The sequence below is a fragment of the Streptosporangium nanhuense genome (assembly GCF_059358815.1).
On record NZ_JCADBG010000132.1, the window covers coordinates 1 to 646 of the forward strand.

Annotated in this window: 1 protein-coding gene; it reads right to left on the reverse strand. The window is 69.5% G+C overall.

The window, feature by feature from the left end; translation table 11 throughout:
* A partial coding sequence (locus tag AC5L38_RS44340; RefSeq protein WP_495248846.1) for a polyketide synthase dehydratase domain-containing protein occupies positions 1-580 on the reverse strand: 580 nt, incomplete at its 3' end.
* Positions 581-646 lie beyond the last annotated feature (66 nt).

Below are 646 nucleotides of genomic sequence, written 5' to 3' on the forward strand. Positions count from 1 at the left end.
CCTCGACCACATCGCACCCCACCTCATCACCCGCCCGCACCACCAACTCCAAGAACCCCGTCCCCGGGAACACCACCGTCCCGCCCACCACGTGATCGGCCAGCCACGGATGCGACCCCAGCGAGATACGACCGGTCAACACCGCCTCATCACTGTCGGCCAGACCCACCGCGGCACCCAGCAGCGGATGCCCCGCCACAACCTGTCCAAGACCCTCGGCATCTCCGGCCCGCCTGCCAGTCGGCCAGAACCACTGGCGCTGGAAGGCGTACGTCGGCAACTCCACCCGGCGGGCACCGGGAAGCACGGCCGGCCAGCTCACCGGCACTCCACGCACGTGCAACCCTGCCAGCGCCGTCATGATCGTCGCCTGCTCGTCGCGGCCCTCGCGCAGCGCCGACACCAGCACCGGTTCCGAGTCCGCATACCCGCCCACGGTGACGCGATGAGTATCCGACTCCTCGGAACCCCTCTGCGGACGGGCAGTCTCATTCACACCGTCTTCGGCTTCCGTGGTCAGGCTGTCCTGCGCCATGGCGGTCAGTACGCCATCAGGACCGAGCTCCAGATAGGCCCGCACCCCGTGAGCGTGCAGGGCGCGCACCCCGTCGGAGAAACGGACCGCGCCCCGCACCTGCTCCACCCA